Genomic DNA, 8500 nt, shown 5'->3' on the forward strand with positions numbered 1-8500 from the left:
GGCCTGGTCGCGGCCCTCGGCGTACGGCTGGCCCGCCCCCGGGTCGGCCTCTGGGCCGGCCTGCTCTACGCGATCACGCCCCTGACCGGCCACTACGCACAGGAGGGCCGGTCCTACGCCCTCGTCGCGGCCGGAGTCGCCGGGGCGACGCTGCTCCTCGTGCGGGCGCTGGAGAAACAGTCGGCACCGGAGAAACGGACAAGGCTGTCCTGGTGGCCGTACGGAGCCGTCCTCGCCGTGACCTTTCTGCTGCACGAGTTCGCCGTACTGGTGCTCTGCGCGCACGCGTTGACCGTGCTGGCGGCGCGGGTGCCCAGGTCGGTGTGGGCCGGCTGGGGGCGTGCGGCGGGCGCGGCGGTGGGGGTCCTGCTGCCGTTGGCCTGGGTGTCCCAGCGGCAGTCGGGGCAGGTGGCGTGGCTGCGGGTGCCGGACCGGGACACCACCGAGCGGCTGGCCCGCGGGTTTCTCGCCGTCGTCCCGACCGGAGTCGTCTTCTGGACCTCGGTCCTGCTGATCCTGCTGGGACTCGGCGCGGGACGGCTCGCGTCGGTCGCACTGCCGTTGCTGGTGGTGCCGCCGGTGCTCCTGCTGACCGTGTCGCAGTTCCGGCCGCTGTTCCACGAGCGGTATGTGCTGTACGCGCTGGCAGGGGCGCCGTTGCTGGTGGCGGCGGGCGCGGATCGGCTGGTGGGGGTGGTGGGCCGGCTGTGGCTGGGCGGTCTTCTGCGTCCGGAAGTCGACCATGAGGCGCGCCGAGTGGCTGTGGTCGAACGTCGCCCCCAGCTGGTCGGCGCCCTGGTTCCCGGCGGTCACCACTCACCACTCGACCGTATGTCCGGAGCCGGAGCCGGAGCCGGAGCCGGAGTCGGAGCCGGAGTCGGAGCCGGAGTCGGAGCCGGAGCCGGAGCCGGAGTCGGAGCCGAGAGCTCCCCGCCTCGCCTCCCGCGGCGGGACGCCCGTCGTCCACTCCACCGCACCCCCCTCGTCACCCTCGCCGGCGTGTTGGCCGTAGCCGTCCCCTTCCTCCACGGCCTGCCCGCCTACCGGAACGACCGTTCCGCGGCCCACCGTCCCGAGAACCTCGCCGCCGTCTCCGCCATGGCCGGTCGTGAGCTGCGGCCGGGCGATCCCGTGCTGTTCCTGCCGTCGTTCTGGCGGGTGACGGCGTCGGCGTATCCGGGGCCGTTCGCCGGGGTGCGGGACCTGGCGCTGGCGGAGTCGGGGGCCCGGTCCGGGACGCTGAGCGGGCGTGAGGTGGCGCCGGGGGAGTTGCGGCGGCGGCTGGCCGCCGTGGACCGGGTGTGGATCGTCGCGCAGTCGAATCTGCTGCCGTCCCGCTGGGTGCCTGGCGACCCGGTCGACCGGGTCAAACTCGACGCCGTGGACGGGGAGTTCGCGCGTCGGCGGCAGTACGTGAGCGGACGCGTGAAGCTGGCCCTCTACATCCGCCGAATGCCTCCGCAGCACATGGTCATGCCTGCTCAAGCGCCGCCGAGTCCAGTGCGCCGGTGAGTTCGTCGAGCCGTGCCCGCAGCGTGCGGATCTCGTCGATGTCGAAGCCGGTCGCGCCGAGGATGCGGCGCGGTACGTCGAGGGCGCGTTCGCGCAGGGCGAGACCCTCGTCCGTGAGCCGTACCTCCACCGAGCGCTCGTCGCGGGCGCTGCGCTCACGCCGTACCAGACCGGCCGTCTCCAGCCGCTTGAGCAGCGGGGACAGGGTGCCGGAGTCGAGTCGCAGGTGTTCGCCGAGCTTCTTGACGGGCAGTTCGCCGTGCTCCCACAGCACCAGCATCACCAGGTACTGCGGGTAGGTGAGCCCGAGATCCTTGAGGAGCACGCGGTAGACGCCGCCGAAGGCGCGTGACGCGGCGTTCAGGGAGAAACAGATCTGCTGGTCGAGGCGGAGCCAGTCGGTGGTGGGAGCGTCGGCGGGAGTGGTGGTCATGGTTCCAGGATAGCGCTAGTGGGCCATTTAGTTGTGTGCAATTGAATTGTGTGCTCTACTTGTCGCTGTGAGGCGGTCCGGACACCCGGGCCGGCCACCCCCACAAAGACTTCCGAGAGGGATGGTTTCCAATGGACGCGATCTACACCGCCGTAGCCACCGCCACCCACGGCCGTGACGGCCGCGCGGTCAGCAACGACGGCAAGATCGACCTTCAGCTCGGCTTCCCCGTCGAGATGGGCGGCAATGGCCAGGGCACCAACCCTGAGCAGCTGTTCGCCGCCGGTTACGCCGCCTGTTTCGGCAGCGCCCTCGGTGCCGTCGGCCGGCAGGCGAAGGTCGACGTCTCCGACGCGGCCGTGACCGCCGAGGTCGGCATAGGCAAGCAGGGCGAGGGCTTCGGCCTCAAGGTGACCCTGCGCATCGAGCTCCCCGACACGGTGGACGAGGCGACCGGCCGCAAGCTGGTCGAGACCGCCCACCAGGTCTGCCCCTACTCGAACGCGACCCGCGGCAACATCGAGGTCAACCTCGTCATCGAGTAGTCACATCGAGTACGACGCTTCTACGACCCCGGCGACGAGCGCTCATTACCTCGTCGCCGGGGTCGACGGCTTCCCCCGCGTCACCTGGCAGCGTGGGCCTGTTCCCCAATCCCCTGCCCCGGAACCGCAGTTGGCACCGGCGCAGCCACGGCCGCCTTCCCCCGCACCACGCTCTCCAGCAACAACGGCACCCCCACCACCGGCAACAGCCACACCAGCACGATCAACCGCCCACCCCACACGCTGATATCGGGATGCGCGGCCTGCGTGAGAATCCCTGTGGACGCGGCCCCGATCAGGAACACCCCGAACACCGGCCGCCGCGACGCGCCCCACGCACCGGCGCCGAGCGCCGCCGCGAGCACCGGCTGCCACAGTTGCTGCCGCGTCCACTCCAGCCAGAAGTCCGCCTCCAGGTGCAGGAATTCGGGCCACAGCCGGGCGCGGTCGGGGCGGGCGTAGTGATCGGTCAGCAGGTCCTGGAGGCTGTCGGTCTGGGACGGGTAGTGCAGGAGGCCCGCCAACAGCAGCGTGCCCACGGCCGCCGCCGTGCCGAGTGCCGCGACCACCACCCACGCCCGCCGCCGCTGTCGTACGGCGGCCAGCGCGCCCGCACCGGCCAGGCACAGCCCGAGGAACAGGGCCTGCGAGTGCTTGACCGTGAAGAGCAGGAGCAAGGAGCCGCCGACCAGGGCGAGTCCGGCGCGTGTGCGGCGGCCCGTCGACACCAGCGCGCAGCCCCACACCGCCGCCAGAGTCAGGGCCATCATCAGGCCCTCGGTCATCGGGCGCATCGCGGTCGTCCCGCACGGCAGGACGTAGTAGAGGGCCTGCCCGGTCAGCGCGAGCGGCACCGACACGGAGAGCGTGCGCAGGATCAGGAACACGAGGATCCCGCCCGCGATCGTGAGGACGACACTCGACGTCCACAGCCCCCAGGCCGGCCCGAGCAGCGTGACGAACGGGACCAGGAACACCGGGTATCCGGGCCGCACTTCGAAGATCCGCATGAACCGCTCGGGCATGAACGGCGTGATGAACCCGCCGCTGTTCCCGGCCCGCAACTGCGCGTCCACCACTCGCCACTGGGCGGCCCGGCACTTCTTCGCGACCCGCGCGGCCGGGTCCTTGCCGTGGAAGTTCAGCACGTTCACGCTCTGGTCGCGCCGTGCGGTGTCGCCCTGGCTCGCGCAGTAGTAGTCGATGGTGACGGTCGCCGCCTCGCGCTTGCTCTCACCGCGCAGACTCAGCGCGTACGACAGGTAGTTCTTGGTGTCGGGGGTGTCCCGGCCGGTGACATTGGCGAGTTGGAGCACCGCGAACAGGGCGGCCAGCACGAGCACCCAGGTGCGGGGCCTCATGAGGACGCCAACTGGTCGTGACCGGCGGCGGGAGAGGGGACCCGGCCGGCGGCCCCCGACCGGGGCTGCCAGTCGTCCTCACCCAGCAGCAGCGTCCGTACGACCCTCTCCGCGGCCCTCCCGTCGTCGAACTCGCAGTAGCGCGACCGGAATTCGGCCCGCAGCCGGGTCGAGTCCTCGTCCCGCCAGGCACCCGACGCGAACAGCCACGCCAACTCCCGGTAGGAACTGGACACATGGCCCGGTGGTGTGGCGGTGACGTCGAAGTAGGTGCCCCGGCTCGCCGCGTACGCCTCCCGGTCGTCGGCGTGGACGACGATCGGGCGGTCGAGGTTGGCGTAGTCGAACATCAGGGCCGAGTAGTCGGTGACCAGGGCGTCGGAGGCCAACATGACGTCCTCGACGGACGGTTCGTCGGTCGCGTCGACCAGCACTCCGCGCCGGTGCAGGTCCGCGAGGCCGAGACCGCGCGCGGGACCGGTGGCGAGGGTGGGGTGGAGGCGTACGACGAGGGTGTGGTCCGGGCCGAGATCCTGCGCGAACCGGGCCAGGTCGAGGCGGTCGACGTGGCCGCTGCGGCTGTACTCGCGGCGGGTCGGCGCGTACAGCACGACCGTGTGCCCGGCGGGGATACCGAGCCGTTCGCGAACTGCCGCCCCTGCTCCCGGTGTTGCTCCGACGAGTACGTCGTTGCGCGGGCTGCCCGTCCGCGCCGACGCGAAGTGGCACGGATACGCCCGCTCCCACACCAGCTCCGAGTGCCGGTTGGCGACCAGGCTGTGGTCCCAGCGGTCGGCGCGGCGCAGCATCTGCGGCACGTCGACGCCGTAGCGGGCACCGGGCTTGTCCAGCAGGTCGGCCGCCATGTACTTGAGCGGGGTGCCCTGATGGGTGTGGATGTGGACGCTGCCGGGGCGCTTGGTGAGGGTGCCGGGCCAGTTGACGTTGTTGACGAAGTACTTGGCGCGTGCGGTGAGTTGGCGGTATCGCAGGGTGTTGAGGAGCACGTGCTCGACGTCCGCCGGCAGCGACGCGGCCTGTTCCGCGTCCTGTACGACCCACACGCCCCGGAGGTGCGGCGCGATCGCCCGCGCCTTGTAGTACACGGCGGCCGGGTCGCCGAGGACCCCGCGGTGCGAAAAGGCCGAGTACACAACGAGGTTGGGGTCCAGTGACCGGCGGGCGTGCAGCGCGGACCAGCCGCCCTTGACCCGTCCGGCCGCCGACTTGCGTGCTTGCAGCGCCCGTCGTTCGAGCTGCCGGGCGGCCCGGCCCGCCTGCCGTCGGACCCGGTACCGCGCGTAACTCCCTTCCAGGGCACGGACTTCGGCGTCCACCGCCATGCCCGCCGGCTTGTGCCTGGCGAACAGTTCGGCCGTACGGCGGAAGAACTCGGCCTTGTCGGACGGGGGCAGCCGGTCCGGCTTGCCGAGGATGTCGAGACAGTGCTCGCCCATCTTGCGGTGCAGGTAGGGGCGCCAACTCGCCAGCTCCGGGCGGGAGTCGACGAACGCGAAGACCCGCTCGTACTGGTCGTGGATGTCGAAGTGCTTGCGGCTGGTGGTGGACAGGATGTTGCCCTGGCGCCGCTGCCGGTAGTTCAGGCAGATCCGGTCGAGGGTGGCGATCCGCTCGGCGCTGAGCAGCACCGGGAAGGTCCAGGGCGTGTCCTCGTAGTAGCCCGGCGGGAACTCGAAGGCGTGCTTGTGCACGAACTCCCGGCGGTACACCTTGTTCCACACGACCATCAACAGGTCGAGGATCTCGGGGTGTTCGGCGACCGTGAAGGTGTCGTCGACCTCCGTCAGGACGTGCGCGAGGACGTTGCGCCGGGTGCCGCCCCACCAGTAGGTGCGCGCGTAGTCGAAGACCAGGACATCCGGGTCGCCGCTCGCGTCGAGCCGGTCGGCCATCGCGCGCAACGCGCCGGGCGTGAGGGTGTCGTCGCTGTCGAGGAAGAACAGGAAGTCGCCGGTGGACAGGGGCATTCCGGCGTTGCGGGCGCGGCCGAGGCCGACGTTCTCCGGCAGGTGCAGCACCTGGACGCGCGGGTCGCGGGCCGCGTACTCGTCGAGGATCGCGCCGCAGCCGTCCGGCGAGCAGTCGTTGACGGCGATCACCTCGATGTCCCGGTAGGACTGCTCCAGGACCGAGTCGAGGCACTCGCGCAGAAAGCCCTGCACCTTGAAGACGGGGACGATGACGCTGAAGCGGGGCACTTCGGGTTCAGCTCCTTACGAGGGTGGCGGCGGGGGCCGGAACGCGCTCCGCGAGCGGGATCACGGGCGGGATCACTTCCGGCGGCTCGCCGAGGAACACCCGGCGTACGACCCGCTCGGCGGCCAGTCCGTCGTCGAACTCGCAGAAGCGGGACCGGAATTCGGCCCGCAGGGCGGTGGACGCCTTGTTCGCGTACGAGCCGTCGCGGAAGACCTGGGCCAGTTCCTCGGGCGTGCGGGTCACCGGGCCCGGCGGGGCCTCCATGAGGTCGAAGTAGACGCCCCGCGTCTCCTGGTAGACGTCCCAGTCGTCGGCGTACACGACGATCGGCCGGTCGAGGTTGGCGTAGTCGAACATGATCGACGAGTAGTCCGTGACCAGCGCGTCGGCGGCCAGGCACACGTCCTCGGAGGAGCGGTGCGCGGTCACGTCGATGATCCGGCCGCTGCTCTTGGCTCGCCTCTGGTCGTAGAAGTAGTGGGCGCGCAGCAGCACGACCACGTCCTCGCCGGCCGCCGCGCAGAAGGCCTCCAGGTCGAGGCCGGTGTCGAAGCCCGTCTGGTAGTCGCGGTGGGTGGGCGCGTACAGGACGGCCGTCTTGCCCTCCGGAACGCCCAACTCCCTCCGCACACGCGCCACTTCGTCGGCGGTCGCCGTGTAGTACACGTCGTTGCGCGGATAGCCGTACTCCAACGCCTCGTACGAGCCCGGGAAAGCGCGCTCCCACATCTGCGTGGAGTGCCGGTTGGAGGAGATGTTGTAGTCCCAACGGTCCACCCGGCCCAGCAACTTGGCGAAGCTGCCGGTCGCGGCGGCCACCACCGGGTACGTCGACTGGTCGACGCCCATCTTCTTCAGCGGGGTCCCGTGCTGCGTCTGTACGTGCACACTGCCGGGCCGCTTGACGACGTCCTCGGCGAAGTTGGCGTTGTTCACCAGGTACTTGGCGCGGGCCAGCACCTCCCAGTACTTCCGGCTGCCGATGACGGCGTGCTCGACGCCCTTCGGTACGGCGTCCACCGCGTCCGGCTCGACCAGGAACACCGAGCGGATGTGCGGGGCGAGTTCACGCGCCTTGGCGTGGATCGCGGCCGGGCTGCACGCGTAGCCGCGGCCCCAATAGGCGCAGTACACAGCCAGGTTGGGGTCGAGCCGGCGGCGCAGGGCACGGGCGTAGCGGAGACGGGTGCGCAGCATGCGGGGGCGCGGGACCCGCTCGGCCGCCCCCGTCGCCGACCGGTTGGCACCGCGCAGCGCCCGGAACGCCGAGTACGCTCCCGACGCCAGCAGCCGGTGCTGAACTCCCAGACTCCCGCCGGGCGTACGGAAACCGGCGGGCCGGTGACTCCGGTACAGCCGGCCGGCCCGCCGGAAGAAGGCGCGGTGCCCGGAGGGAAGGCGATCGGGCCGGGAGGCCGTCTTCAGCACCACGGCGAAGAGCTGCTCGAACAGGGCGCCGGACAAGTCGCTCTTGGCGGCACGCGTCAGCACCATGTCGACCTGGTCGAGGAGTTGGTGGTGGTGCGCGCCCGGCAGGTTGAGCCGGCTGCCCTGCCGCCGCAGCAGATGCCGTACGACCACCGAGCGCAGCACCGCCACCCGCTCGGCGGCGACGGTGACCAGGCCGCCCCAGCCGAGGTCGGTGAACGGGCCTTCGGGGAAGGTGAGTTGGTTGTCGGTGAGGAAGGCGCGGCGGTAGAGCGCGCTCCACGCCGGGAGCTGCACGCCCGTCAACTGCGGTGCCTGGGCAGGGGAGAAGGCGCCGGCCGGGGTCTTCGCCAGCAGCGGGGCCGCCGGGTTGGTGGGCTCGCCCTCCCACCACGGGGTCCGCTCGTGCTCGAAGTACAGGACGTCGACGTCTTCGGGATCCCCAGTCTCCGTCAGCCGGGCGTCCAGCGCGGCCAGTGCGCCGGGGGCCAGGGTGTCGTCGCCGTCCAGGAACAGGACGTAGGTGCCGGTCGCCGCCCGCAGGCCGGTGTTGCGGGCCCCGCTCAGGCCTGCGGAGGGTGGGGAGTTGACCGGGGCCACCCGGGAGTCCCGCCCGGCGTGGCCGGTGGCGACGTCGGCGGCCGGGGAGCCGGGGGCGTCACAGACCGGGATCAGCTCGAAGTCGCCGTAGGACTGCGCGAGGACCGAGTCCAGGGCCTGGGAGAGCCGGCCGGCGACCCCGTGGGACGGGACGATGATGCTGAAGCGGGGCATTCTGTTCTTTCTCCAGTGGTCCGGAGGGGAGGTTCCGGGTCAGTGCGCGCGGTGACCGGGGCGCCCGGTCGGACGCCAGGTTGTGGGCCGGGTCGGCGTGGGGCGCGAGGGGCTTGACGGCATGCGAACTCCCCGATGTGGGAACGGCGTTCAGAGGCGGTCGGTGACGGGCTGGGACGCCGTGGGCTGCGGCACGGTGGCGAGCGGGGAGCGCGTGCGGCTCGCGG

The 8500-nt window shown here is 71.4% G+C and carries 6 protein-coding genes; 2 read left to right on the plus strand and 4 right to left on the minus strand.

Annotation, left to right across the window (positions count from 1 at the left end):
• Window positions 1–1512 (plus strand): glycosyltransferase family 39 protein (locus R6V09_RS39555; RefSeq protein WP_317886315.1); only part of this gene is annotated, 1512 nt, incomplete at its 5' end.
• Here R6V09_RS39555 and R6V09_RS39560 read toward each other — a convergent pair.
• Window positions 1472–1945, minus strand: a complete 474-nt coding sequence (locus R6V09_RS39560; protein WP_317886316.1) for a MarR family winged helix-turn-helix transcriptional regulator — start codon at window positions 1943–1945, stop codon at window positions 1472–1474. The two genes, R6V09_RS39555 and R6V09_RS39560, sit on opposite strands and share 41 nt — an antisense overlap.
• Window positions 1946–2076: 131 nt before the next feature.
• On the opposite strand from R6V09_RS39560, the gene R6V09_RS39565 reads away from it, so the two are divergent.
• On the plus strand, window positions 2077–2490 hold the full coding sequence (locus R6V09_RS39565; RefSeq protein WP_317886317.1) for an organic hydroperoxide resistance protein: 414 nt from the start codon (window positions 2077–2079) through the stop codon (window positions 2488–2490).
• A gap of 80 nt (window positions 2491–2570) precedes the next feature.
• Here R6V09_RS39565 and R6V09_RS39570 read toward each other — a convergent pair whose 3' ends face one another.
• The 3 genes from R6V09_RS39570 to R6V09_RS39580 are packed head-to-tail and all read right to left on the minus strand — an operon-like array spanning window position 2571 to window position 8273.
• Window positions 2571–3851, minus strand: a complete 1281-nt coding sequence (locus R6V09_RS39570; protein ID WP_317886318.1) for a hypothetical protein — start codon at window positions 3849–3851, stop codon at window positions 2571–2573.
• Window positions 3848–6070: a bifunctional glycosyltransferase/CDP-glycerol:glycerophosphate glycerophosphotransferase gene (locus tag R6V09_RS39575; protein WP_317886319.1), complete on the minus strand. Its 2223-nt coding sequence runs from the start codon at window positions 6068–6070 to the stop codon at window positions 3848–3850. The genes R6V09_RS39570 and R6V09_RS39575 overlap by 4 nt, the downstream gene beginning before the upstream one ends.
• Window positions 6071–6077: 7 nt before the next feature.
• Window positions 6078–8273: a bifunctional glycosyltransferase/CDP-glycerol:glycerophosphate glycerophosphotransferase gene (locus tag R6V09_RS39580; protein WP_317886320.1), complete on the minus strand. Its 2196-nt coding sequence runs from the start codon at window positions 8271–8273 to the stop codon at window positions 6078–6080.
• Between the last annotated feature and the right edge of the window lie 227 nt (window positions 8274–8500).

It is taken from the genome of Streptomyces sp. W16 (assembly GCF_033194735.1).
Taxonomy (GTDB): domain Bacteria; phylum Actinomycetota; class Actinomycetes; order Streptomycetales; family Streptomycetaceae; genus Streptomyces.

Bases quoted from the DNA above. Each gene is read 5' to 3' on its own strand.
- R6V09_RS39560 (WP_317886316.1), bottom strand. From the start codon at position 1,945: ATGACCACCACTCCCGCCGACGCTCCCACCACCGACTGGCTCCGCCTC.
- R6V09_RS39565 (WP_317886317.1), top strand. From the start codon at position 2,077: ATGGACGCGATCTACACCGCCGTAGCCACCGCCACCCACGGCCGTGAC.
- R6V09_RS39580 (WP_317886320.1), bottom strand. From the start codon at position 8,273: ATGCCCCGCTTCAGCATCATCGTCCCGTCCCACGGGGTCGCCGGCCGG.
- R6V09_RS39570 (WP_317886318.1), bottom strand. From the start codon at position 3,851: ATGAGGCCCCGCACCTGGGTGCTCGTGCTGGCCGCCCTGTTCGCGGTG.